Source organism: Microcoleus sp. K5-D4, from assembly GCF_036704575.1.
GTDB lineage: Bacteria > Cyanobacteriota > Cyanobacteriia > Cyanobacteriales > Microcoleaceae > Microcoleus.
In genome coordinates this window covers 1-26,119 of record NZ_JAUBSD010000105.1, presented here as the reverse complement: position 1 = coordinate 26,119, position 26,119 = coordinate 1, and the positions used below count along the sequence as shown (strand labels likewise).

The window sequence follows — 26,119 nt, the reverse complement described above, 5'->3', positions numbered from 1 at the left end:
TTTTCTTGTTTTATTGACCCTACATTAGATTCTTCTGAGTCCTTGTGTCAAGCCTAATTGAGATGCTCTTACCCTGCCCGCCCGGCTCTTATAATTATAGCGATCGCACTTGATATTAATCGAAATCGTCCAGTCCAGGTCTGGGCATGGATGCTAATTTTTTCTCATCTTCTAGGGGCAGAAAGAAAATCGTCAGCATACCGGGAATTACAGCCAGCGCGCTCATCAAAAAATAATTTTGATAGCCGAGATTCGCCTGCAAGTAGCCGCTAAAAACGCCTGGAATCAGCACTCCTGCGGCCATAAAAGCCGTTGTAATTGCATAGTGAGATGCTTCGTATTCAGGGCGGACAGTCCGCATCAAGAACACTGTATAGGCAGCTACGCCAAGTCCGTAAGTAAATTGCTCGATCGAGTTTACAGCATAAGCCCATTCAATCCCCGGTTGATTGATTGCCAACAGCCAATACAGCACGTTAGTTGAATTTTGCAGAATAGCCGTCGGCCACATCCATTTTTTCAATCCTTGTTTAGCAATTAAATAGCCGCCCAGCAACCCTCCTATTAACAAAAACATTACCCCTAAAGTACCGGATAATAAGCCCATATCCGACGTAGAAACTGCTAATCCTCCTTTCTCAACTTTATCCATTAAAAATGGAGGAGCCATTTTAAAAGTCAAGGCATCGCCCAAGCGAAAAATCAAAACGTAAGCCACAATCCAACCTATTTTATCTTGCTGAAAATAGGTTTTGAAGGCTTCGATAAAGCTGGTTCTTTGTTGGGGGGTGTCGGATTCCAGATCGTAATTTCGAGGATAGGGAAGATACCACCGCTGAAAGAGATATATCAGCACAAACATAATCGCACAAATGCCAAAGGCTGTCGCCCATCCGTAGTTAAGCGCAGACACGCTAAAATCCGAACCGAAAAGTGACAGTGGAATGTTTTGATAGATTTTGGTGTCGCCTGTATTTCCGGTGACTAAATGGTTTTCGGCCAGTTTCCCGGCTAAGAACACCAATAAACCGCTACCGGCAATGACAGCACCTCTATAAGCCGTGTTGCGAACCCCGACAAATAGTGCTTGTTGGTCTTTATTGAGAGTGTTTAAATAAAATCCGTCAATGGCGATGTCGTGAGTAGCTGACACAAAGGCGATCGCCGTAAAGATAACAAGCGATATAATAATCGGTGCCGGCGTTAATACGCCAAAAGCTAGGAAAGCAAACAGAAAAGCACAAATGATTTCGGTTGCTAAAATCCATTTGCGTTTGGTGGAATACAAATCAACAACTGGCCCCCACAAACCTTTTAAAACCCAAGGGAAAGACAACAGACTTGTCAATCCGATGAGTTCGTTGCTGGTTCCCATACCTTTCAAAAAAATCACCGACATTAAATTAACGACGGTGTAAGGGAGACCTTGAGCGAAGTATAATACTGATACCCACAATCCAGCGTTATGCTTTTTTTCCATTGCAGAGATATTTTACCTAGTTACTTATTTGATTTACGGAGTGCGATCGACAATTCCGGTCAATTAAACCCCTGGCATCACAGTATATGTCATTCCGATGCCAGCGGCAGCAATATAAACAGTGTATTTTAGCATCCTTCGGACTCACCAATACTTTCATTTTTAGAATAAGCCTGCAAAAGATGTTCTCCGTTAAAATGAACCAGGTGAGTAGCGTCTTCTGCTACCCAGACATCCGTCTCCCAGGAAATATCAGATAAATATTCCGCCATTGCCTTGCGGCTGAGGAAAGCTGTCACCATCACCAGAGGTACTGTCGAATTTCTAAAAAGATGCTCAAGCTCAGTTTTGCGTTTTGGATTAATAGGGCCGTGAGAAGTAACAGCTTCAATCAACACCAACCAGTTTTTTTCAGTGAAGTGAACAATTACATCTGGCATCTTACCGTGAGCATCGACTGTAACGCCTAATGCAGTTAGCAATGCTTCATTGAAATGAGCAAACTTATCATCGGTATCTCCGACATAAAGCAGTCTGCCAGCAGGAGTAAAGCGCTCAGCAAACTCACTGACAATCTTTGATATTAAGACGTTATGAGCTCCGGGCGAAATAGTTTTTACATCACCTTCGATTGTAATTGGAATTCGCGCCATTTCTCGCTCTTGTGCATATCGTTGCTTCAGCGTATCGACGGAGGCGAGGTAAGCGCGAAGATTCTTGTCCCAGTCAGAAGTGTCATAAGTTCGCAGCAGTTCCAAAGCACTTTCTTCTATCTGATATGCAGTTTTTGGACTATTCACCGGACGTTCGGGACTGTCAGGATTAACAACAATTAAACCTGCATCTAGAAACTGATGGACAGTCTGGCGACGCACAGTTTCCCGCGTATTTGGTGCATATTTTTTACCGTATTGCTGCTCCATGAAGTCCATAATGGGTGTGATTCCCCGAAGTGGAGATTTCGCCGATTCCCAAGCATCCTTTGGCTGGAGGTCAAGCAAAGCCAGAAGGGCTAAGGCGGAACGTTCGTTAAGCTGACCTTTGGGAAAACCCAGCGCTGCAAGTATTTCTAGAGATTCATCAATACGGTTCTTGATTGTCATTGGGCTATTTTCTAACGGATTGGTCGCGTTCAGCAGTTGTCTCTCGACAAGTTGATCGATCTCCCACTGTGTAGGAAATATTTCTCTTATTTGAGCGCCAAGTAAAAGTAATTGCTCTAGATTAGGATACTTCAAAGTGCGTAAATCCGTAGCATTAACTTGAGTATGTCCATTGAACAGTCGAAAAAACGCATCTACCAAACTCGAATTTAGATAAACGGCTAATCCCCGCGCCAGGGTGAGGTCTAATCCGCGTCCCTGTTGGTGAAAGTAATTCAAATGGTTCTCAAAACCCACGCGAGAACTATTAATGTTATTGGCATCCCAGACAACTGCAACAATTCGCTTTTTCTCTTCCTTCGAGGAGAAGCGCTTGCTCAAAACATAATGTTCGTTAGGTACGAGGAGTGCAGCAGTTTTTTCCGTGACAGCTAAAGCTTGAGGCTTTCTCGTTGCGGTGGGATATTCAACACCGCCAGCCGAGAAGTGTGCGGGATAAATCAGCGGAACTGTACCGTTTTCCGGTTTTAGCCGCAAGTCAGAGCGAACACGAAAATCTACAACTTTTCCGGTGGAAACTGTTAAGCCTAATTCCTCTAGTGTGCAAGTAAATTGAGCCATTTGCTCGACTATTTTCTGGCTGACAGAATCCGGTAAAATCCGAATAAATTGCTCGGAATCATTGGGATTAATTAGGGCGGTATAGGGCAGTTGGTGAGACAAAACCAGGTCGTCGCCCACGCTGCTGCTTGAGGTAATTAGTACAGTATCTGGCTGTTCTATTTGTTTGGTGGCGCGCACAATAATAGTTTCTTGCAGCACCGCATCATCGCGAAAGGGCAACTGTCGGGATTCAAAGATGTGTACTTGGCGTAAAGCCATCATTTGAAGGAATACTTTGCGAAAATCTCGAAAGTATAAACCGTTGCAAAAGCTGCGGGGAGTAATCGATACTAATTCACCGTTTGGTTTGAGCAGGTGAGCGGCAGCAACTGTAAAGCCAGCGTAGAGATTGCTGGTTTCTAGTCCTATAGAACGCAGCAAGGTTCGGGCGTGGGATTTAGCGTCTATCTTGGCATAGGGAGGATTGATAATTGCATGGGTAAATTCCAGTTTTACTCGCTGTGTAAATAGATTGGGCTGCAACATATCGGCGCTGTCTTGAATAAAATCAATTTCGCGAACCTCACAGGTAAAAGATATTCCAAAACGCTGACATTCAATACTGCATAATTCTAAAGTTTGCTTGAGGTATTCAATCAAAATAATGTCTATTTCATAAGCTGTAACGTGCAGGCTGTGCGGTTTGTTTGGGCGCTGGCAAAGTTCGCAAACAACGGCTGCTAACAGGGAACCAATTCCTGCACCGGCATCTAAAAGCGATATATCAGGACAGTTAAATTCAAACATTCCCGCCATCAAACTTGCGACGGAGGAAGGTGTTAAAAATTGTCCCTTTTCTCCTCTCTGGCTTTGCTTCAACTTTCGGGTTGCTTCTTGGCGCCAGCCATCTACTCGATCGAGTAAATTGCTTGCAGTTGAGTAGCTGTTACCTGGAAGGGCTAGGGTTTGAAAGTGCGGTACTATCATTTGTTCAAAAAGTGCGATCGCCAGTTCAGTGTATTTTCGCCCAAACTTTCACCATTGTGCGAAAATGTCAAGCGGACGCTCAAAGCAAAAGTCCGTAAAGGACTGTTAAACGCTCTCTCACACATTTCTGATGCGAAATACCAAAACATTCTTTTTGTCAAGCTTGTTCCTGATTGGCTTAACAATTAGTTTTCTGCTGACTCCTGGTTGGTTCTCCAACTTCCCATCCCGTGCTAGCGCAACTATGCCTCCGCAAACCCAAACCGCCGAATTTCGAGCATTCTGGGTTGACGCCTTCAACCCCGGCTTCAAAACCCCTCAAGAAGTCACAAAATTGATCGCAGACGCGCAGCGGGCAAATGCCAACGCGATCGTCGCCCAAGTCCGCCGCCGCGGCGATGCTTTTTACACGAGTGCGATCGAACCCCGCACTCTCGATCCCAACGTTCCCCCCGGTTTCGATCCGCTGCAAGATTTGATTGACAAAGCCCACGCCGCAGGCATTGAAGTACACGCTTGGATGGTGACGCTGCCGGTGGTTTCGGGCACCAAACTACCTGCCGGTCACGTTTGGCAACAACACGGGCCTTCGGCCCCCGGCAGGGACAATTGGGCGATGCTGACTTACGGTGGGGAAGCCCAAGGCTATCTCGATCCCGGCCATCCAGACGCCGTAGATTATACTGTTTCCGTCTATTTGGACTTGCTGAAGCGCTACGATGTGGACGGCGTACAGTTGGATTATGTGCGCTACGGCGGGCCGACTTGGGGCTACAATCCGACTGCGATCGCCCGTTTCAATCAGCAAACAGGTCGATCGGGCAAACCCGCACCCACCGATCCTGCATGGATGCAGTGGCGGCGCGATCAGGTGACAAATTTAGTGCGGAAGCTTTATGTAGAAAGCCTTGCGATTAAACCGCGCGTTAAAATTACCGCCGCCACGATCGCCTGGGGAGACGGCCCGAAAAACGATGCAGGGTGGTATCAAACGCAGCCTTACAAAGAAGTATTGCAGGATTGGCGCGCTTGGCTGGAAGAAGGGATTGTAGACATGGCGATGCCGATGACTTACCAGCGCGAGTACAAACGGCAGCAAAAACTCGCTTACGACAACTGGATCGAGTACGCCAAAGACCACCAGTACAACCGCCAAATTGCGATCGGCCCGGGCAATTACCTCAACTACATCGAAGACACCCTAGCGCAGGTACGCCGCGCCGAACAGCCGTCTGCGAAAGGAAATCACGTCGCAGGTACGGTGCTCTATTCCTACGCTAGCAGCAACGTGTACACGAATGTGGAACTGCGATCGGGCGGTAGCGGTGATTTGCCCCGCCAGCCTTGGAAATACGTTCCCCAAAGCAACGATTTGTTTTACACCGCGCTTTCTGTGCCGAGTCAATACGTTGATGCTGCGACGGGCAAAACCTATGAAACTCAGCCTGTGTGGGCGACAGCAGCAGCGGTTCCCGATATGCCTTGGAAGTCGCGCCCGACTACAGGTGCGATCGCCGGAAATTTGCAGCAGTGCGATTCCCTACGGGATAGCTTCGCTTCACGAACTTGCGACGGTGCGAGCTTGACATTGCAGTCGATCGATGCTGCTGCCAAGGTGCGTCAACTGCGCGCCGATGGTAAAGGATGGTTTGGGGCGATCGAGCTTTCTCCGGGAACTTATCAGTTGAAAGTTGACGGAAGTCAAATTCAACAAACAGTTAATGTTGTCGCCGGTGAAGTTGCAAAAATCAATTTCGGAGCATCTTAATCACTTTTTAGGGTGCGCCGAGGTGGGCTATTGCGATCGACTTACAGCGTATCCCGGGTTTATAGAACCCATTTAGGATCTTTTTGTTGTCTCACAAGCCTTTGAGGTATCTAGGTTGTATCTGGTTTGATGCCTGTTAGCTTGAAGTCCTGACTCTGGTATTAAATCCTCTAGTAAAACGATCCCCTCAAAACCATATAGTTCGCTCAAGAAGATACCAAATGGGTTCTATAAAGTTTCTAAGATTTCTGACTTACGGAATCTTACTTTTGCGAGTGAAGCATACTTATCTGCTTCAGAGCGATAGCCAGCCGCACAAGCTACGACGGTAGTAAAGCCTTTTGCAGAAAGGCCCAACAGGCGATCGTAATTGACAGGTTCAATTCCTTCCATTGGACAGGTGTCAACACCAAGCAATGCAGCACTGGTCATAAAGTTGCCCAGTGCAATATAAGTTTGGCGCGTTGACCAGTCATTGATATTAAAACTGCGGCCACCATCAACCAAGTCACTGACGATTAGACTCCGATATCCTGCCATTGCCTCTACAGTCCCGCCTCGCACCTCGGCAGTGCGGGCAATAAAACGATCGACATCCTCGGCAGTGAGATTCTTTTTAATCGCGAACACGACATAATGAGAGCAATCAGTAACCTGTGACTGATTCCAGGAGAGGGGCTTGAGCTGTTCTTTAAGTTCCGAGCTGGTAATAATCAGAAATTTCCAAGGTTGAAGCCCATAAGAAGATGGTGTTAACACTAACGCATCTTCTAAAGCTGTCCAGATTTCTGGAGCAATTTTTTTCGCTGGATCGAACTGTTTGGTGGCATATCGCCATTTGAGATTTTCGAGTAAGTCTGTCGTAGTGATGTGATTCATTTCTTTTACTTAAGAGATTGCAATTAATCATGGTTGAAACGGATAATTACAGGCTGGTTGCCAATAATCCTGTTTCAAATGAAATGATAACGGAAGCGGTCTGGAAAAAGTAGCGAGCAGGTCGATTTGCTCCCCCGACAGACTAATTTTTAGCTAATTCTTAATCGCTTTCCAGAATGCTTGCCAGCAAAGCTTGCTGAGCGTGCATCCGATTTTCTGCTTGATCCCAAACGCGCGATTGACTGCCTTCAATCACTGCATCGGTAATCTCTTCATCTCGGTGCGCGGGCAAACAGTGCAGTACAATTGCATTTTTATCTGCTAACTTCAGCAATTGTTCATTTACCTGATAGGGTTCAAACAAAGGAATCCTAATTTTTGCTTCCTCTTCCTGTCCCATACTCGCCCAAACATCAGTATAAATCACTTGAGCATTCTTCACAGCAGCTTCTGCGTCCGTCGTCACAGTAACTTCTGTTTTTCCCTTAGCAATATTCTTAGCTTTTTCCACTATCTCAGCATTCGGCTGGAAATCTTGAGGGCAAGCAATTCTGACATTCATTCCCGTCATTGCACAGCCCAACATCAGCGAATTTGCCATATTATTGCCATCGCCCAAATAAGTCAAAGTCACCCCTTCCAACTTGCCAAAACACTCTTTTACTGTCATTAAATCTGCCAGCACTTGACAGGGGTGTTCGTCATCTGTCAGCGCATTAATCACAGGAATTTTGGCATAATTGGCAAAAGTTGCTAAGTCCTTTTGCTCGAAAGTCCGAATCGCCAAAATATCTAAATATCTGTCTAAAACCCTGGCTGTATCTACCAAAGGTTCGCCGCGGCTGACTTGTGTAACGTTGGGATTGAGGTCAATCACTTGCCCTCCCAATTTATACATTGCCACCGTAAAACTTACCCGCGTTCGCGTTGAAGCTTTAGAAAATAACAAGCCGAGAACTTTATTGCGTTTCAGCTTGACCATTCCCGATTTTAAACTGGCTGCTAGATCTAGCAAATAATTTAATTCGTCAATGCTTAAATCTGCCAGACTTAATAAATCTCGCCCTTTTAATGAATCCATGCTTTCCCCCACAGACAAATTTTTAACTGTGTCTTAAATCTTAGCCCGCAGAGGTGAATTTTGTTTCTGTAATCCCTAGTTGACATCTGCGGGTAAGGTTTATGCGGGCAATTGCTCGATCGCGCGATCGATCGAATCGCAACCTTGTTCAACCGTTTCTACCACAGCCAACACGCCCCGCAATTCCCCAGCGCCGGGGAAACCCTTAGCATACCAGGTTAAGTGCTTGCGCGCTTGGGAGACACCGCTTTCACCTTTATATTCCCACAAAGCCCGCAAATGTTCCTTAGCACATTCGAGGCGTTCAATTGGTGTCGGAGCTATCTTTTCTTCACCAGTTTTCAAGAAATAATCAACTTCTCCCACCAAAAAAGGATAGCCCAAAGTTCCCCGCGAACACATAACTCCATCGGCGCCGGTTTCTTCCAGACATCGCATCGCTGCTTCTACTGAAAAAATATCCCCGTTAGCAATAACTGGAATCGATAAAACTTCTTTAACTCGGCGAATCCACTCCCATTTTGCCGGGCCGGTGTAACCTTGCGATCGAGTGCGGCCGTGCACGGTAATCATTTTTGCTCCCGCATCTTCCATCCGCTTAGCAAATTCCAAAATATTAATTTCTTTGTCTGTCCAACCAATCCTAGTTTTAACAGTGACCGGAACATCTACCGCTTCCACAACAGCCCGCACAATTGCCTCGGCCGTTTCCGGGTCTCGCAGCAGGGAAGAACCGCCGCCGTTTTTAGTAATTTTGTTAACCGGACAGCCCATATTAATATCAACAGTATCGGCTCCTTCTGCCACTGCTTTCTGGGCCGCTTCTGCCAAGAAATCCGGCCGACAGTCAAACAATTGAATGCTAATCGGGCGTTCGTTCGGGTCAACTTCCATAATTCTCGGCAGTTGCTTCACGTAGTGCAAACCCGTAGCGTTCACCATTTCCGTGTACATCATCGAATCCGGCGCGTAGCGGCGCACCAGGCGGCGAAATACCAAATCGGTAACGCCGGATAAGGGCGATTGCAGGACGCGGCTTTTAACTTCAAAATCGCCGATTTTGAGCGGAGTTGCTAACCTTTCTTTTAATTCGGGAGATAGAGTAAGCATAGTCGATCGCACTTTAATTCTAATATCTGTATATTATACTACACTTCAGGTAGTTGACAGTTGTTAACTATATTTTTAGCCGATTATTGAGTGACAGCTAAAAGTATATTTAACCTGACCGCAATGCCTATTTTACACATCCCGATCGCCCTAATTTGAATATTGTGAAACCAGGGCCCGAACGCCAACGCCGACCACAGTTAAATCTCTGTGCCGCTTCGATCTATCTATGGGGTGTGACCATTAATCAGGGATCTACCTACTAAGAGTGTTGCCCAAGTCATATTTTTATTGTTTAATTCTGCCGAATGCTCTGACTGCCTTCGGCTCCGCCTATCTTCAGACGACTAATGCTTAAATTTATTGGGATTGTGCAAAAGCCGTACATCAGATCGTTTTAAACTACAATTGGTGGATTCCTGACGACGCCGATCGAACATTAAAAAAATTGTAGAGAATTCCTATGGACGCCGCAGCACTCTGGCAACGCTATCAAGACTGGCTTTACTATCACGAGGGATTGGGACTTTACCTCGATATCAGCCGCATGGGATTCGACGACGCTTTCGCAGCAGCACTGAAACCCAAATTTGACAAAGCTTTCAAAGACATGGCAGCTTTGGAAGCAGGTGCGATCGCCAATCCCGACGAAAACCGCATGGTGGGCCACTACTGGCTGCGAAACCCCGATTTAGCTCCCACTCCAGAATTAAAACAAGAAATAGTCGAAGGCATAGCACAAGTCGAAAGATTTGTCAAAGAAGTTCAAAACCGCGATATTAAACCGCCCTTTGCTCCGCAATTTACCGACATAATTTCGATCGGCATCGGTGGTTCCGCCCTCGGCCCCCAATTTGTCGCCGAAGCTTTATCCCCAGACCTTCCGCCCCTAGCAATACATTTTATCGACAACACAGATCCGGCTGGGATCGATCGCATCCTTAACAGAATCAAAGACAAACTCGCCAGCACCCTAGTAATTACTATCTCCAAATCCGGCGGCACCCCCGAACCCCGCAACGGGATGATCGAAGTTCAAAAAGCCTTCGCCGCTCAAAAACTAGACTTCGCCAAACAGGCAGTTGCCATCACTGGAACAGACAGCAAACTAGACAAATTAGCCAAATCCGAAGGCTGGATTGGCAGCTTCCCGATGGCCGACTGGGTGGGAGGACGCACTTCGGAACTCTCAGCAGTAGGACTTTTGCCAGCAGCTTTGCAAGGCATCGACATTCGGGCGATGCTCGACGGCGCTAAAGTCATGGACGAAGCTACTAGAATTCCCGACATTAAAAATAATCCCGCCGCCCTTTTAGCCATGAGTTGGTATTTTGCCTGCAACGGACGGGGTGAAAAAGATATGGTAGTTTTGCCGTATAAAGATTCACTGCTATTGTTCAGTCGCTACTTGCAGCAATTAGTCATGGAATCGATCGGCAAACAGGAAGATTTAGACGGCAACACAGTTCATCAAGGAATCGCAGTTTACGGCAACAAAGGCAGCACCGACCAACACGCCTACGTCCAGCAACTGCGAGACGGGGTGCCGAATTTCTTCCTAACATTTATCGAAGTTTTGGAAGACAGGCAAGGCATTTCCCCAGAAGTAGAAACCGGCGTCACTTCCGGAGATTATTTGTCTGGTTTGTTGCAGGGAACTCGACAAGCTTTGTACGAAAATCACCGAGATTCCATTACTGTCACAATTCCCCAAGTCAACCCTGAGACAGTAGGAGCATTAATCGCCCTCTACGAAAGAGCCGTAGGTTTTTACGGTTCTTTGGTGAATGTCAATGCCTATCACCAACCGGGCGTCGAAGCAGGCAAAAAAGCGGCCGCGGCTGTATTGGACTTGCAGCAACGGGTACTGCAAGTGCTCAAAGACGCCCAAAAACCTCTGTCTGTCTCAGAAATAGCCAAAAAAGCAGGAAAGCCAGAGCAAATCGAGACAATTTACAAAACTCTGCGGCATTTGGCAGCAAACGGGCGCGACGTAGTTTTGGAGGGAACATTAGGGCAGCCTGCTACTTTAACAGCAAGTTATAAACAGAATTAAACAGTAGAATTAAAAATTAAAAGTGAGTAATTTCACTTTTAATTTTTAAGGTTTAATTTTTAAATTCCCCTCATGCCCTTGACGATTCTGGTTGCTGACGACGATTTCGCGACTCGCTTGTCGATTATCGATTATCTGGAAATTACCGGATACTCTGTAATCCCTGCTGAGAATGGCAAAGAAGCTTTAGGCTTGGTAGAGGAATTTCAGCCCCACTTGATTGTTACCGACATTACAATGCCCGAGATGGATGGCTACGAATTCGTGCGCCGAGTTCGGACTCGTCCCGCTTTCCGGTTGCTGCCAGTGATTTTTTTGACGGAACGCACGAGCACGCAGGAACGGATTCGCGGCTATCAGATGGGGTGTGACAATTATCTGGCTAAGCCTTTTGAACTCCAAGAATTGGGGGCGGTAATTCGCTCTTTGCTCGATCGCTACGCTCTAATCGCTCAGGCCCCCTCTCGTTCCCCGGAACCCGAAACGACGCCAACAGAGGCACGCAACAGAGCCAATGGCAAGCCAGAAGCGGATTTTTTAACTCAAAAGTCAAACACAGGCGATCGCGCATACACAAGCCAAAATGCTCCGAGTTTGACTCAGCGAGAGCGAGAAGTCCTAGATTTGCTGACAGAAGGTCTTTCTAATATCCAAATAGGCGATCGGCTCCACCTCAGCCCTCGAACTGTCGAAAAGCACGTCAGCAGCTTGTTCAGAAAAACTGACAGCAACAACCGAGCAGAACTCGTTCGCTTTGCGATGGAACACCATTTAGTCGGTAATTGGTAATTGGTAATTCTTAATTGGTAATTCTTAATTTTTCCTGATTTATAACATACTCCAACAAACCCTGGGAAGCGTCCAGCAGCAAATCAATTACTCGATCGAATCCCTCCGGGCCGCCGTAGTAAGGATCGGGCACTTCTTTAAGGTCGTATTTCTGGCAAAAATCGCACATCAACCGCACTTTATTTTTATATTTTCCCGCATTATCGAGGGCAAGAATATTCCGATAATTCTCCCTATCCATCGCCAGAATCAAATCAAAATTCTCAAAATCTTTCCTTTGAAATTGGCGGGCTTCGCCTAACAATTCAATGTCTCGCTTCCTCGCGGCCAATGCCATCCGCCTGTCAGGAGGGCTGCCAATGTGATAGCTAGCAGTTCCGGCAGAATCGCAGGTGATACGATCGCTCAAACCAGCTTGTTCAATTAAGTGATTCATAATATTTTCTGCTGAGGGCGATCGGCAGATATTTCCGAGACAGACAAACAATAATTTAGTCATTAGTTAGTAGTTATTAGTTATTAGTTATTAGTTATTAGTTATTAGTTATTAGTTATTAATTAATAGTCAGTCAACAGTCAACAGTGCTAATTTGTAGGGTGCGTCGCTTTCAGAGTCAATCTGCAAGTTCCATCGAACATGGAGCAGCGACGCACCTTAATATAGCGGTTTTGCAGAAAGTTTAATCAGTCAACAGTCAACAGTCAACAGTCAACAATTGACTAATGACTAACCGAAACCGGGGAGATTTAGTCCGCCGGTGAGTTCTTCCATTTTCTCCCGCATCGTCATCGTAGACTTAGCGTAAGCATCCTGCATCGCCACCGTGACGAGTTCAGAAACCACATCAGCACCTTCACCGAGGGCATCCGGTGAGATTTCCACGCGGCGGGGTTCTTGGTTGCCGCTGAGAAAAACCTTGACCAAGCCGCCGCCGGCAGTTCCCTCAATTTCCATTACATCCAACTCTTCTTGGAGCTTTTTAGCTCCTTCTTGAACCTGCTGAGCTTTTTTGAAAGCTTCAGTCAGTTCTTTCATTTTTCCCAGGCCGAAGCCAAATCCTTGTCCTGATTTTGTCATAACTACTTTGTGATGGTGTGTGGGCTGGCAGTCTGCCGTTTCCGTATTACTTCAATGATGCCTTAGAAGGGAAACTCTCCCAGTATTCTAACTTCTGGCTCCAACAACAGCGACCACCGCTGCTCGACTTGCTGTTGAACGTGGCGGATCACTTGAAAAATATCATTGGCCGTTGCCGACCCGCAGTTAAGAATAAAATTAGCATGGCGCTGAGCTACTTGTGCGCCTCCGATCTGATATCCCTTCAGTCCCGCTTGTTCGATGAACCAACCTGCCGTCTTGGGGCCGGGGTTGCGGAAGACTGAGCCACAGCTCGGTAAGTGGTAAGGTTGAGTTGTCCGCCGTTGGCTGAAATGGTCATTAGTTTCTGCCATTACTTGCGATCGGTCAAATCCCGGCTGTAACTGGAAAGTCGCTTCTGTTACTAGCCGATCGCCCCCTTGGAGCACCGAAGTCCGGTAGCGGTACTCCAACTCTTGGGGAGTCAGAATTTCCACCTTGCCACCAGGGGAGAGGACGCGAGCGTTGACCAGAATATCAGCAGTACAGCCTCTGTGAGCGCCTGCATTCATCACCACAGCCCCTCCCACCGTACCCGGTATGCCGACTGCCCATTCTAGACCTTTCCAGCCCCGTTTAGCAGCCAACCAAGCGAGGCGGGGAATTGACTCCCCCGCCCCCGCTGTAACTTGACCTGTTTCTGGATTAAAATTCACCTGTTTGAGGTAGCGAGTGCCGACGACCAAACCGGACAAACCCCGATCGCTCACCAACAAATTAGAACCCGCACCCAGTAGAGTCACCGGCATCCCTTCATCGTGTGCCCAGGCAAAACTCGCTTGCAAAGCCTCCATACTGCGGGGAGCAACGTACCACTCGGCGGGGCCACCGACTCGGAAGGAAGTCAGGCCCGCCAGCGAAACTTGGGAGTTAATCTTGCAATCAGTTCCCCGCAAAGAAATAGGAGAATACACTCGCCGATTTTCCTTAACAGAGGAGTCATTCGAGATAGTCACCATCTTGAAAATCCTTAAAAATACCTTCGCTCGAAGACGTGGTTGAAAATCCATTTAGCTAACTTATGTCGCCCCTTTGAGCGAGCCGCCCGACAGAAGTTTCGGCACAACGTGCAACGCCATAATGTCGCTCAACTCTACTCTGTTCGCGAGCTAATCGGGGCGATCGGCTTGTTGATAAAAAGCCATAACCTCTGGAATAATCTGATTCAGATTACCAGCACCCAAAAACAGAGCCAAATCTCCCGGTTGCAGATTTTTGGTTAAAAACTTAGTAACTGACTCCAGGGAAGGCGCAAACTCAACCTCTCGGCCTTCTTTAGCAATCAAATCAGCAACCTGCTGCCCGCTAATCTCTCCTAAATTCGGTTCCCCAGCACTATAAATATCGCAAGCCACAACCAAATCAGCATCCCCAAAAGATTGAGCAAATTCTGGCAAAAATGTCAGAGTCCGGCTGTAACGGTGGGGTTGAAAAATTGCCACCACTCTTCGGGATTTGGGATTTTTTTCGCTACCTTCAATACGCAAGCGAGCCGCCGCCAAGGTAACGCGGATTTCGCTAGGATGGTGGGCGTAGTCGTCCACAAACAGGATGTCATTGTGAAAACCCCGCACCTCAAAACGGCGGCGAGCTCCTTCAAAGCCAGCAATCGCTTTGGCAATCGCCGAAAATTCTAACCCCAACAATCGGCCCACTGCTACCGCAGCTAGTGCATTGCTGAGATTGTGTGTACCCAGCAACTTCAACTCCATTTCCCCTAGGAAAGATCCTCGCTCCCAAATCCGGGCCTTGGTGCTTTCTGCTCCGTACTCCACGCCCGAAGCCGTGTAGTCAGCACCGCTGTCTGGCTGCAAGCTATAACTGACATGAGGCCCAAGGCAGTCTTTGACGATTTGGTCGTCAATGCAGCCCACCAAGGTTTGACAGTTTTGGGCAAACACCTTAAATGTGTCTATTACCTGGTCAAGGGTATCGTAATGGTCTGGATGATCCAGTTCCACATTCGTCACTATGCCTATTTTGGCTACCAGCTTAACGAGAGAACCGTCGGATTCATCAGCCTCGGCCACTAAGTAGGGGCCTTCCCCCAAACGGGCATTGCCTTCCCAAGCATTTACCTCGCCTCCTACTACGATCGTCGGGTCTAGACCCGCAGCCATCAGCATGAAGCCGATTAAGCTGCTAGTAGTAGTTTTGCCATGAGTCCCCGCTACGGCTATGCTTTGGTAATCTTGAATTAACGCTGCCAACACATCCGATCGATGAAAAATCGGACAGCCCAAATCTAAAGCAGCTCGATATTCGGCATTTGCTGGGTGAATAGCCGTCGAACATACTACTTGAGGCAATCCCGGAATTGCTTGGGCGCTTGAACCGTTGCCGTTCAATTGGAGAGCTTTGGCTGTCGCGACAGAAGTCCCTACCGTACCCGCGACTATCGAGGATACTGCTCTTTCCTGTTGCCCGCAGTCGGGACTGCTACCGTTAAGGGCCGTTTGAAATAATTCAAAATTGCTGGCGTCTTGACTCCAAAAAATATGAGCTCCCATTCCTTGCAAGCGCTCGGTTATGTGACTCGATTTAATGTCGGAGCCGTACACAGGCAACTTGCGTTTAGCTAGAATGTAGGCAAGGGCTGACATCCCAATCCCACCAATGCCGATGAAATGAAATGGTCTACCGCTAAAATCAACAGAACTCGGCATCTTTGCTCCTCACACACCACACCACGCCAATAACACGCGATATCATATCAAGAATTGTTTTTTCAGGATACAGTTCGCTAGAGATTTTGTACAAAATTCTCTGCGCGTCCCTAGATTTGCGGGACTTGTAGAGATGTTTGTCTTGTATCCTATATGACTTAGTACCGAGTAGTTTTCCGGAACAGTCACAGCTCGAAAATTGCAGGTAACAGAAAACGGGGTCTGGGGTCGGGGTCAATAGACTAATTTTGGGTGGTTGCATACTCCTGCATTCTTTCTATTTCGATCCGCCTGCTGTGCTGGGATACGGCAGCAAAAGCCCCACAACCTTTCTACCAAGATTGAGGGTAAAACCCATAAGGATTTACAAACACTACCACGAACAACAAAATTTCGCTCCTTTTATAGTCATTTATCTACCCGTACGGTCATTTTTTCTTGAAAGTGAGAGATTGACACGCTCGCAGCTATAGTATATATTCTTACTTTATTGTATATATACAAGGTATGCAGTTAGTCGAAATAGTCGCAAAGCCATAGATCAAACCAAATCATTGGTTTTGATCGAGAAGCCGATCGACTCTCTGGGCAGCCCTTAAAATTTTTACCACTGCGATAAGTATATCTACCGTCAAAACTTTTTCGGTCGCCCACAAACGAATGCTCAGGCGGTCGATCGCGCACTCAAAACAAGTTGGGATAAATATTGGCAAGGTTAATCATCCAGTCCCGCACCCACTCTGACGCTCAGAACCGGGTTTTTTAAGTCTTATTGAAGGTTTGAACGAATTAAGGGGGTTGAAAAAACCGGTTTCAGCGTTCAGGACGATCGTCGAAACTAGGGTCATCCAGGGGTTTTTCCCCAATGAAAACCGAGGGTTTTCTAATAAACGAGCTTATGGTTAAAAGCGTATAAACATAAAATTGGGGCGATGTCTGTATTAATCCTGATTTGGGGGGAATATGGCGAAAATAGCGATTTTGGGGGGGACTTTTGATCCGGTTCACTGGGGTCACGTGTTGGTAGCCGAGACGGCTGCGAGTCAATTTGCTCTCGATCGAGTCATTTGGGTACCGGATCGCTCTCCTCCTCACAAAGAGCGCCCGGATTTGGCAAGTTTTGAGCAGCGGCGGGAAATGCTCGCTCTGGCGATCGGTGATCGCCCTGACTTCCTAATTTCGCCGCCGTCGGCAAATCCCTCCGACAATTCTTTTGCGATCGACACCCTGCTGTATTTGCAAAAATTGTATCCAGGCGATCATCGCTGGTACTGGATTATTGGTAGTGACGCACTCCTTACTCTCCCCAAATGGCACCGGTGCGGCGAAATTGCCGGGTTGTGCGACTGGTTGGTGGCCCCACGTCCGACTCAGGGAGAGCGAGAGACAGCAGAAAGCGCCGAGACTGGGGAACTGTCCGAGTGGGGAGATTGTCCGGGTGGAAAACCCCTCGCTTCCGGGGGGGACAGGATGCAGGTTCAGGCAAATGCTGTGGGCCGACGAGTTGCCGAACAAATGGCTCTTTTGGACGTGGAAATTCGCTGGGAGGTGCTGTCCATGGCTGCGATCGAGATTTCGTCCAGCCACATCCGCCGCTGCTGCGCCGAAAGGATCGACCTCCGCTACTTAGTCCCGGAAGTGGTCGGGACTTATATTGCATCCCATCAGCTTTACCAGTAACTAGCTGCAGAAAGCCTAATGCCTTCTGCCTTGCAATTTCAGCCTTCTAGAAAAGTTCAAGCTTTTTTGATCGACACAAAAAGTTAGAAAGGATCGACCTTTGCGATATGATCTTGTCTCATAAGTCAATTCTTAAATTTTTTCAAAATTTAAGCCTGAGCTAGAGGCTGCCATCGTTAGGAGGTACAAGGTGATTAGAGTCGCGATCAATGGTTTTGGACGTATCGGGCGCAGTTTTGCGCGCTGCTGGCTGGGCCGAGAAAACAGCCAGCTAGAGTTGGTAGCTATTAATGACACTTCCGATCCTAGAAGTAATGCTCACTTGCTGAGATACGATTCCATGATGGGAACGTTGAAGAATGTGGACATCAGTGCGGATGAAAATTCCATTACTCTCAACGGCAAGACAGTTAAATGCGTGAGCGATCGCAACCCGCTAAACTTGCCTTGGAAAGATTGGGGTATTGATCTGATTATTGAATCGACCGGCGTCTTCGTTGACCAAGCTGGTGCATCGAAGCATATCACTGCCGGTGCTAAAAAAGTGCTAATTACCGCTCCCGGCAAGGGTTCTGAAGTTGGCACTTATGTGATGGGAGTCAACCACCACAACTACAAGCACAGTGACTACACAGTCATCAGCAATGCTAGCTGTACTACCAACTGTCTGGCTCCTGTACTGAAAGTGCTGCACGAAAATTTTGGCATCGTCAAAGGCATGATGACCACTACCCACAGCTATACTGGCGACCAGCGCTTGCTGGATGCCAGCCACCGCGACTTGCGGCGGGCCCGGGCGGCAGCAATGAATATTGTGCCGACTTCTACCGGAGCAGCCCAAGCTGTGGCTTTGGTGATTCCAGAATTGAAGGGCAAGTTAAATGGTATTGCCATGCGCGTGCCGACTCCCAATGTGTCCGTAGTCGATTTTGTGGCTCAGGTAGAGAAAAAGACTTTTACCGAGCAAGTAAATCAAGTGTTCAAAGAAGCTGCCTCTGGCTCCATGAAAGGAATTTTGGAGTACAACGATTTGCCTTTAGTTTCATGCGACTATCGCGGAAGTGATGCTTCTTCGATTCTGGATTCCAGCTTAACGCTGGTGATGGATGGCGACATGGTAAAGGTTTTGGCTTGGTACGACAATGAGTGGGGCTACAGTCAGCGTGTTGTTGACTTGGCTGAATTGGTCGCCGAACGTTGGGAAGCCTAGTACCCGAAGGCAGAAGGCTTTAGTCATTCGGCAGAAGGTAAAAAATCCTGATATTTTGTACTTTTGAGTCGATTTCTAGCTGACTGATTATTTCTGTTTTCGAGCGGTAGAGACTTTTGGCAGTCGATAGTTGGCGAGGACAAAATGAAATATCGTAGGGACATGGCAGTCCCGTGTCCCTACGATATGCTTATGCTGCTACTCCCAGCTATCGAAATTTTTGCCATAATACTACGATCGGGCTTTCGGGTCTACTTGATGATAAATTTGTTGTTTGTAGTAAGCCCTTAAAATTGCTTTGGTTAAGTTCTCTGAAATTCCCAAATATAAAAAAAATAAAAGTTCCGCCTATAAAAGTTAAAAACCTGAAAAAATAGCAACACCTACGGTGTAGTTTTGCCAACAAAATCTGATATGAAAAAAGCGTTAATTAGCGGTATATCAGGTCAGGACGGAGCTTATTTAGCTAAACTTTTGCTCGATCGAGGTTATGAAGTTTGCGGCACCTCCAGGGACGCCCAAATGTCTAGTTTTGGAAACCTGGCCCGTTTGGGCATCCGAGACAGAGTAAAACTAGAATCCATGTCTCTCAACGATTTTCGTAGCGTCTTGCAAGTGCTTGCCAAAATAGAGCCAGATGAGGTGTACAATCTAGCAGGTCAAAGTTCCGTCAGTCTGTCTTTTGAACAACCCGTAGAAACCCTCGAAAGCATTGCCACAGGCACATTGAATCTCTTAGAAGCAATTAGGTTTACAGGCAGCCAAATTAAACTTTACAATGCCAGTTCCAGCGAATGTTTTGGGGATACCGGAGGCAGTCCAGCCGATGAAAATACCCCCTTTCGCCCCAGAAGTCCTTACGCGGTGGCGAAAGCAACGGCCTTTTGGGAAGTAGCGAATTATCGGGAAGCGTACAATTTGTTTGCCTGTTCTGGTATTCTGTTCAATCACGAGTCGCCGCTGCGGCCGGAGAGGTTCGTCACCCAAAAAATTGTATCTGTTGTGTGCCGAATTGCGGCAGGTAGTTCCGAAAAACTGCATTTGGGAAATATTTCAGTGCAGCGGGACTGGGGTTGGGCGCCGGAATATGTGGAGGCGATGTATTTGATGTTGCAGCAGGAAGAACCGGACGATTATGTAATTGCCACGGGTGTAAGTTATCCTTTGGAGGAGTTTGTGCGATCGGCTTTCGTTTGTGCGGGTTTGGATTGGCAGGAACATTTAGTAACCGATGCTAGTCTCTACAGACCGACGGAGATTGCAGTTGGGAATGGAAATCCGGGTAAGGCGAAGCAAAAGTTGGGATGGGAGGCGAAGTACAAGATGCAGGATGTGGTGCGGATGATGGTGGAGGCGAGGCAGATGTGAGGGAAAATTATGGGGTGAAAATATGGAAGGAGAATATGCAACGGCTAAGGAGTGGTATAAAGGCAATCGCCGGGAGTTGAAGAAATATCGGGGTCAGTGGATCGCTTATACTAACCGAGGGGTGATTAGTTGCGATCGCGATTATAACAAAATAAAAGAGGGGGAGCGCTCCAAGCTGATCAAGGTTAACGAGGGTGAAAAAACTCCCAAATTAATTTTTGGAATCCAATCTGGAAAATTAAGGAAATTTGGTATTGGCAAAGTTAGGAGTTTTTAATTTTTGTTATTTTTTTTTTCAAGTGGCTCCCAGTCATAATTAGGTCATCATAGAGACAATTATAATTTTTACCAAAGGCATATTTTATGACTTATCCAATAGTTGAAATAGAAAAACTGGGGCTACCTCAACCACAAGGAATAATCCATGTTGGTGCCAATAATGGCTGCGAGTTTGATAGTTACAAACGAGTTAATCCAGAAATTGTTTTGTATATTGAACCTATACCGAGGATATATGAAGAGTTAAAAAATAGAATTAGTAATACAGTTAATCATTTTGCTTTACAATATTTATGCTCTGACATAGATCATGAGGATGTTGTTTTCAATGTAGCCAGTAATAATGGCTTATCTTCTAGTTTTTTGCCACTTGGTCGCCACGAGGAAATCTATCCAGATATTCAGTATGTAGATTCATTCACAGTTCAAACTAGGACAGTCGATAGTCTATTGAGAGAGCTTTTCCCACATATACCCGAAAACAAGTTTCAGTTGTTGGTAATCGATACTCAAGGTTGTGATTTAAAAGTTTTAGGAGGCTGTCATAGACTTTTGAGAAATGGATTAAAATATGTAGCCGTAGAAATTAGTGAGGAGCCTTTGTATGAAGGGGGATGTACCCATGAGCAAATTACTGAGTTTTTAAAGCTTTATGGATTTAGAATGAAAAATATGTTTATTCATTCTGCTGGTTGGGGAGAAGCTTTTTATGTGAAACAGCGCAAATTGGCTATTTTCAAGAGCTTTGGTAATAATAGTGATAGCAATAAGATTTGTTGGCATAATTTAGCCTTGCATAAGCCCTGTCAACAAAGTTCCTACTATCAATTTTTTACCCCTGGGCTTGTTACAAAACAAAGTGCCGTTAACGGCATTAAGAATGGTCAGTTTAGTTTTCATACGGAAAAAGAGGTGAACCCTTGGTGGCAGGTTGATTTAGAAAAATGTTATGAATTGAAAGAAATTAAGATATATAACCGACTCAATTCATGTTCGGAAAGGGCAAGGACATTGCGAGTTTTGCTGTCCTCTGATGGTGGTAATTGGGAAGAAATTTACGCCAATGATGAAGGTAGTATTTTTGGCGGTGTTGACAACAATCCTTTAATTATTCCCATTGATGGAAAAGTTGCCCGTTATGTTCGCTTACAATTGAACGAAGAAAACTATCTTCATTTAGATGAAGTGGAAGTCTATGGAAGGTGAGCTGTTAGTGATATCTGTTAAATATTAGGATTAAAACTACGTTGATTTGTGAGGGTTGCACAATCATAAGATGATTTGGTAATTTGGGATCTTCGATTGTGGGGGCGGACAGTCCTTCGCTCCTACAGGATGATCAACAGAGCATCCCGCAATTAATTATGCAAGCCCGAACTCCGGTGAGATAAACAATAAGTCCATTATCAAATATAGACAAAACTTCAGTGATCTTATTTAATTGCTTCCATATTCAAACTCACCGGATCGCGAGAACTATCGGGAAAATTAGTTAGATCCGTGGTTCCCGGTTGCCACATTCTTACTTCCTTGAAGTTAGCAACTTCTAATAGAAGATGCTCTAAACTAGCTTGATTAAAAATTGTTTTGTGATAGTTGAACTCATAGTCTTGTCCTCCCATCAATCGTCCTAGAATAGGTCCAATACAATTGCCATGCTCATGATACATTTTGATAATTAAATCCAAATTGGGAACAGCTAGTCTGAGAATACCATTAACTTTTAAAACTCGATGCCATTCCTTTAATATGCGGGGAATCTCAACATGAGAAAAATGTTCCAGACAATGAGAAGCATAAATTAAATCAACACTTTCATCAGCAAAAATAGAGAGATCATCAATAGCACGGACATAGTCTATATGTGGTGCTGGCCGAATATCAATATTGATAAATTCTGGGTGATCAAGATTACCGCAACCCAGGTGTAAATAAATGGACTCCTTTGACATTTTCATTTTATCAGGGACACTATCAGAATCAACTTGATAGCCATACACTTCAACTTCGTCTAAATGTAAGTAATTCCTTTCTAGTAACTGCAACTTCACATATCTTGCTATTCGGTTAATTTCAACTATTAGGGGAGAACCATTAATACCACCAAAGGGCTTACTTTCATTGTAAATATAAACCTGTTGCCAATCAACTGCATCTACAGAAATTAGTACGGTTAACGTATTAGCCCTGTCGTAACAATCATCGAGACGATTATAAATCTTGACATCTTTAATGTGAAAATAATCTTGTAAATCCACCTGCCACCAAGGCTGTTCCTCAATATCCGTATGAAATCCAAATTTACCATTCTTCACACCATTAACGCCACCGGGAGCATCATTTTCTCTTGATCCAGCATATACAGAACTTTGTGTAGCAGGTTTCTTAAGGGCTATATTCATAAAATATGGTGGTGATATTAGTTCTATCATTTCTTTAGGGTAAAACAACATGAATTTTTTTTGTTCATAAGAATTTTTCCATCCTTCAAACTCATATTCATTAGTCCTCACACTGGGAAAAATATAGAAAGGAAGACGAGCAAAAATGGTTTGATATGGTAATTCCTCAGCTAGGTGAAACAAATGATCATGGGAATAATGCAGAAAGAAAGGGCAGTATAATTTTTGTAAATTGGGGGAAATCATTGATAAGTTATTACCAAATGTTCCCTGTCCAATTACTAAATGTTTGGCGCTGAGGATTGTGTTTACATCTTCTTCTAAAGAATTGGATTGAACCCTCGCATTATATCTAATTAACAGTTCATCAATACAAGGATTAAGTCGATCAGGCTCAGTGACAACTACAATATCTTGATAATTACCATATTCTATGATTTTTTGGTAGTAACTTAAAGGAGGCTGAATATATAAAGGGTGTACATTAAAATTAGAAAAAACATCCCCCGAACGAATATGTATAACCAAAGTTCTTTCACCAATACTTTTATCTTCTCTATAGGGAACTAGATTGAATATTGTGTTGTGTAAAATTTTCAGACTTTCCGAGTTAGGAATTATTAGCTCTGGAACGATAAAAAAGTTACCCTTTATTTTTACCAACCAAGAAGTTGGTTTAGAAGTGGAAAAGTTTATTTCTCCTTGATTTAATTTAAGGTAATAATGTCCAGGGTGAACGAGTTTGCCTTTATAAGTATCCGCTAAATAAATCCCATTTAACAATTGAAATAGACTATTGCCTAGTCTTAAAAATTCATCTATCTCAAATATATATGAAATATTTTCACTCCCGTTTAACTCTCTCCAGTTGGATATATTATGCTCACTGGAAAAGACTTCTATCTGATATCCTATTTTTTCCAGTTCACTAAAGTTTAATAATGACTTATTCATATCAATACTGTTCATAGAAACTAATTCTCCTTTTCCAGATTTGAAGTGACATTCATAGGCTTCAGGATTCAGTTCTAGGGCGCGACGGTATGTAGCGCTCGCCTCATCCCAGTGATTCAATTTCCGTAGAAGATCCCCTAACTGCAACCAGACTTCCCAGTTATCGGGTTGAACCTGCAAAAGATTGTGATAAGCTTCCACATTGTCTGGATTGAGTGCTATAGTGTGGCGGTACGAGGCTATGGCTTCTGCTAAATGGGACTGATTTCGCTGTTGCAGTGTATTTGCCAAAGTATAAGGAATCCAGTCAGCATCAGGGTTCAACTCACTTGCACGGCTATAAGCGGCGATCGCCTCATCCAGTTGACCAAGTTTTGCTAAACTATTACCTAGCCCCACGTAACTTCCAAAATGTTCGGGATTCAATTCAATCGCCTTGCGAAAGCCTACAGCCGATTGTTCCCACTCTTGTTGTTGAGCTAGCGCCTCTCCTAGGTGGTGGTAACTCCAAGAAAAATCTGGTTTGAGTTCTATTGCATGGCGGTAGGCGGTGACGGCTTCATCGTATCTGCCCAGTTTTGCTAGGGCTTCCCCCATCTGGTGGTAGGCCCAGGAATCGTTGCTATTGAGTTCAAGTGCCCGACGGTAAGTGGCGATCGCTTCTTCTAGATTACCTTCCTGTTGCTGTTGCTGGTCTTTGTCGAATTCGCTCATAGCCGTCTCATCCTTATATCTGCGATTACTTTTTATTTATAACTATCAAGTTATCTGTTTACACGGAGTGGCGCAACGCTTTACAGCACTGGCTTGTCTATATTACCAGCTTTTTCTACAGCATCACCACTCAGGTAGAATTACTATGGTGTTGAAAAATAAATCAATTTTTCGTCTTCCTCCCCTGTCGCAGTCAAAACTTCTCCTTAGTGGTGCGGGACTCCTATTTAATGATATAATAAAATTTATGCGTTTATTGCTGGCTTTGGTTATTTTCAAAAAATTAGATTTACTAATAAGCAATTCTAGAGCTAACCAGTTGTAAAATTTTCGTTTGAGAACAAGGGAGAGAAATCATGCCAAAAGTATCAGTTGTAATGTGCGTCTATAATCACGAAAAATTTGTAGGTGAGACCATGGAAAGTGTCATCAACCAAACTTATCAAGATTGGGAATTTATTATTACAAACGATGGTTCGACCGATCGATCTTTAGATATCATTAAGCAATACGATGATCGGCGAATTCGATTATTTTCCCTGGAAAAAAATAGTGGTGCTCGCGTCGCCCGAAATAATAGCATTAAACACGCTAGAGGAGAGTATATAGCGGTTATCAATTCCGATGATGTGTGGATACTAAACAAGTTAGAAAAACAGGTTAATTTTTTAGATAAAAATTCTGACATAGGTGCAGTTTTTACTTATGCTGCTTTTATCAATGATGACAGTGAGGACATAGGTTATGACCATCACTACGGTCAGATATTTAATCAACATAATAGAAGTAGGCTTGAGTGGTTAAGAGACTTTTTTAGAGCAGGTAATTGTCTTTGTCACCCTAGTGTTTTGATTAGAAAAGTATGTCATGAAGATCTGGGCTGGTATGATGAAAGACTTGGACAGTTAGCGGATTTTGATATGTGGGTTAGGCTGGTAACAAAATACCAGATACATATATTACCCGAAAATCTTGTTAAGTTTCGACTGCTAAAAAATCAAGCCAATATAAGTGGCAACACTCCCAAAAATAACAGCAGAGTGATCTTGGAATGGTCTCAGGTATTAAGAAACTACTTAAAACCAGAAATATTAGATAATTTGCATCAAATCTTTAACTTGAAAACTAATATTAATGAAGTAGGGCTTTCAGTAAAACAGCAACCATTTTCCCGAGACATAGCACCATTTTTTGTGGCAATGTTAGCTAGTAAATCTCAAAATCCAGGGCATCAGTATTTTTGTTTCGATCAGTTATACCAAATGCTTGCTGACCCAGAAGTGGCTCAAAAGTTAGAAGATCAGTATTACTTTAATTTTTCAAGTTTGACTGATCTAGCTAGAGAACAGGACATTTTTGGTATAGTTGCTTTAGATAGAGTGCAATCCCAACTATTTCAAAATCAAGGGGAATTAGAACAATCTCAGGCACAACTACACCAGATCCAGGCAGAATTAGCTGATGTTCAAGCTCAACAGCATCAGACAGGGGAAGTATTAGAACAGTTGAACTCTCAACTGCATCAGGCTCAACAAGAGTTGGAGCAGTCAAACTCTCAACTGCATCAGGCTCAACAAGAGTTGGAGCAGTCAAACTCTCAACTGCATCAGACTCAACAAGAGTTGGAGCAGTCGAACTCTCAACTGCATCAGACTCAACAAGAGTTGGAGCAGTCAAACTCTCAACTGCATCAGACTCAACAAGAGTTGGAGCAGTCGAACTCTCAACTGCACCAGACTCAACAAGAGTTGGAGCAGTCGAACTCTCAACTGCACCAGGCTCAACAAGAGTTGGAGCAGTCGAACTCTCAACTACATCAGGCTCAACAAGAGTTGGAGCAGTCGAACTCTCA

At 45.0% G+C, this 26,119-nt stretch carries 20 protein-coding genes; 9 read left to right on the top strand and 11 right to left on the bottom strand.

Annotated elements, in window-relative coordinates:
* Window positions 1–115: 115 nt before the first annotated feature.
* The gene (locus tag QUA77_RS25120) at window positions 116–1,480 is read right to left on the bottom strand and encodes an MFS transporter (RefSeq protein ID WP_333036634.1); all 1,365 of its coding nucleotides are present in this window, start codon (window positions 1,478–1,480) and stop codon (window positions 116–118) included.
* 128 nt (window positions 1,481–1,608) lie between these two features.
* Complete coding sequence (locus QUA77_RS25115; protein ID WP_333453208.1) at window positions 1,609–4,173, bottom strand: BsuBI/PstI family type II restriction endonuclease; 2,565 nt, start codon at window positions 4,171–4,173, stop codon at window positions 1,609–1,611.
* A gap of 130 nt (window positions 4,174–4,303) precedes the next feature.
* On the opposite strand from QUA77_RS25115, the gene QUA77_RS25110 reads away from it, so the two are divergent.
* Complete coding sequence (locus tag QUA77_RS25110) at window positions 4,304–5,941, top strand: family 10 glycosylhydrolase (protein ID WP_333453206.1); 1,638 nt, start codon at window positions 4,304–4,306, stop codon at window positions 5,939–5,941.
* Window positions 5,942–6,169: 228 nt separating this feature from the next.
* Here the strand turns inward: QUA77_RS25110 and QUA77_RS25105 are convergent, their stop codons facing one another.
* From QUA77_RS25105 to dusB, 3 genes are all read right to left on the bottom strand, one after another.
* Window positions 6,170–6,820 carry an NAD(P)H-dependent oxidoreductase gene (locus QUA77_RS25105; RefSeq protein WP_333453204.1) on the bottom strand — a complete coding sequence of 217 codons (651 nt, stop codon included), beginning with the start codon at window positions 6,818–6,820 and terminating at the stop codon, window positions 6,170–6,172.
* A 160-nt stretch (window positions 6,821–6,980) separates the two neighbouring features.
* Window positions 6,981–7,901 carry an ornithine carbamoyltransferase gene (gene argF / locus QUA77_RS25100; RefSeq protein WP_333453202.1) on the bottom strand — a complete coding sequence of 307 codons (921 nt, stop codon included), beginning with the start codon at window positions 7,899–7,901 and terminating at the stop codon, window positions 6,981–6,983.
* Between the two features lie 99 nt (window positions 7,902–8,000).
* Window positions 8,001–9,011: a tRNA dihydrouridine synthase DusB gene (dusB, locus tag QUA77_RS25095; protein WP_333453200.1), complete on the bottom strand. Its 1,011-nt coding sequence runs from the start codon at window positions 9,009–9,011 to the stop codon at window positions 8,001–8,003.
* Window positions 9,012–9,474: 463 nt separating this feature from the next.
* Between dusB and QUA77_RS25090 the strand changes: the two genes are divergently transcribed.
* Together QUA77_RS25090 and QUA77_RS25085 are read left to right on the top strand one after the other, a co-directional pair.
* Window positions 9,475–11,067 (top strand): glucose-6-phosphate isomerase, encoded by a 1,593-nt coding sequence (locus QUA77_RS25090; RefSeq protein WP_333453198.1) that lies wholly within the window; start codon window positions 9,475–9,477, stop codon window positions 11,065–11,067.
* Window positions 11,068–11,139: 72 nt separating this feature from the next.
* Window positions 11,140–11,856: a response regulator transcription factor gene (locus QUA77_RS25085; RefSeq protein ID WP_333453196.1), complete on the top strand. Its 717-nt coding sequence runs from the start codon at window positions 11,140–11,142 to the stop codon at window positions 11,854–11,856.
* 10 nt (window positions 11,857–11,866) lie between these two features.
* Here the strand turns inward: QUA77_RS25085 and QUA77_RS25080 are convergent, their stop codons facing one another.
* The 5 genes from QUA77_RS25080 to QUA77_RS25060 all read right to left on the bottom strand — a co-directional run bounded on the left by QUA77_RS25080 (window position 11,867) and on the right by QUA77_RS25060 (window position 16,373).
* Complete coding sequence (locus QUA77_RS25080) at window positions 11,867–12,355, bottom strand: low molecular weight protein-tyrosine-phosphatase (protein ID WP_333453195.1); 489 nt, start codon at window positions 12,353–12,355, stop codon at window positions 11,867–11,869.
* A 228-nt stretch (window positions 12,356–12,583) separates the two neighbouring features.
* Complete coding sequence (locus tag QUA77_RS25075) at window positions 12,584–12,934, bottom strand: YbaB/EbfC family nucleoid-associated protein (RefSeq protein WP_006634273.1); 351 nt, start codon at window positions 12,932–12,934, stop codon at window positions 12,584–12,586.
* 62 nt (window positions 12,935–12,996) lie between these two features.
* Complete coding sequence (gene murB, locus QUA77_RS25070; RefSeq protein ID WP_333036656.1) at window positions 12,997–13,953, bottom strand: UDP-N-acetylmuramate dehydrogenase; 957 nt, start codon at window positions 13,951–13,953, stop codon at window positions 12,997–12,999.
* A 150-nt stretch (window positions 13,954–14,103) separates the two neighbouring features.
* On the bottom strand, window positions 14,104–15,660 hold the full coding sequence (gene murC, locus QUA77_RS25065) for a UDP-N-acetylmuramate--L-alanine ligase (RefSeq protein WP_333453193.1): 1,557 nt from the start codon (window positions 15,658–15,660) through the stop codon (window positions 14,104–14,106).
* A 551-nt stretch (window positions 15,661–16,211) separates the two neighbouring features.
* Complete coding sequence (locus tag QUA77_RS25060; protein WP_333453191.1) at window positions 16,212–16,373, bottom strand: hypothetical protein; 162 nt, start codon at window positions 16,371–16,373, stop codon at window positions 16,212–16,214.
* 250 nt (window positions 16,374–16,623) lie between these two features.
* On the opposite strand from QUA77_RS25060, the gene nadD reads away from it, so the two are divergent.
* The 5 genes from nadD (at window position 16,624) to QUA77_RS25035 (ending at window position 21,403) form a co-directional block, all read left to right on the top strand.
* Complete coding sequence (gene nadD, locus QUA77_RS25055; protein WP_333453189.1) at window positions 16,624–17,340, top strand: nicotinate (nicotinamide) nucleotide adenylyltransferase; 717 nt, start codon at window positions 16,624–16,626, stop codon at window positions 17,338–17,340.
* 190 nt (window positions 17,341–17,530) lie between these two features.
* Complete coding sequence (locus tag QUA77_RS25050) at window positions 17,531–18,550, top strand: type I glyceraldehyde-3-phosphate dehydrogenase (protein ID WP_006634268.1); 1,020 nt, start codon at window positions 17,531–17,533, stop codon at window positions 18,548–18,550.
* 414 nt (window positions 18,551–18,964) lie between these two features.
* The gene (locus QUA77_RS25045; protein ID WP_333453187.1) at window positions 18,965–19,918 is read left to right on the top strand and encodes a GDP-mannose 4,6-dehydratase; all 954 of its coding nucleotides are present in this window, start codon (window positions 18,965–18,967) and stop codon (window positions 19,916–19,918) included.
* Window positions 19,919–19,940: 22 nt separating this feature from the next.
* Window positions 19,941–20,195, top strand: coding sequence for a DUF5678 domain-containing protein (locus QUA77_RS25040; RefSeq protein WP_333453185.1), 255 nt, complete (start codon window positions 19,941–19,943; stop codon window positions 20,193–20,195).
* Window positions 20,196–20,281: 86 nt separating this feature from the next.
* Window positions 20,282–21,403: an FkbM family methyltransferase gene (locus QUA77_RS25035; RefSeq protein ID WP_333453183.1), complete on the top strand. Its 1,122-nt coding sequence runs from the start codon at window positions 20,282–20,284 to the stop codon at window positions 21,401–21,403.
* A 227-nt stretch (window positions 21,404–21,630) separates the two neighbouring features.
* Here the strand turns inward: QUA77_RS25035 and QUA77_RS25030 are convergent, their stop codons facing one another.
* Window positions 21,631–24,267, bottom strand: a complete 2,637-nt coding sequence (locus QUA77_RS25030) for a tetratricopeptide repeat protein (RefSeq protein WP_333453181.1) — start codon at window positions 24,265–24,267, stop codon at window positions 21,631–21,633.
* Window positions 24,268–24,623: 356 nt separating this feature from the next.
* On the opposite strand from QUA77_RS25030, the gene QUA77_RS25025 reads away from it, so the two are divergent.
* A partial coding sequence (locus tag QUA77_RS25025; protein WP_333453179.1) for a glycosyltransferase occupies window positions 24,624–26,119 on the top strand: 1,496 nt, incomplete at its 3' end.